This is a genomic window from Rhodovulum viride, from assembly GCF_003265965.1.
Classification (GTDB): Bacteria; Pseudomonadota; Alphaproteobacteria; order Rhodobacterales; family Rhodobacteraceae; genus Rhodovulum; species Rhodovulum kholense.
In genome coordinates, this window is the sequence record NZ_MUAV01000239.1 from 1 (window position 1) to 317 (window position 317).

1 protein-coding gene is annotated in these 317 nt (G+C 66.9%); it reads left to right on the forward strand.

Features of this window, described 5'->3' with window-relative positions; genetic code table 11:
- Positions 1 to 317 (forward strand): terminase TerL endonuclease subunit (locus BYZ73_RS22025; protein ID WP_220086903.1); only part of this gene is annotated, 317 nt, incomplete at both ends.

Consider the following 317-nt stretch of genomic DNA (forward strand, 5'->3'; position numbering starts at 1 on the left):
CCCATCGACTGGGCGATCACCACGGCGGGCGCCGACATGGCCTCGATCTGCGGCGAGCTGCGCGCCTATTCCGCGACCGTGCTGCGGGGCGATGTCCAGGATGACAGCTTCTTTGCCTATGTGGCCGAGCCCCCGGCCGATTGCGACGTGGGCGATCCGGTGGCCTGGAAGATGGCGAACCCGAACCTCGGGGTGGCCTTCAGCGAGGATCGGTTTGCCGAGCTGTATCGCGAGGCGACGGTGATCTCGGGCAAGATGCCGAACTTCCGGCGGCTGCACATGAACCTCTGGACCGAGGGCGCGCAGTCCTGGATCGA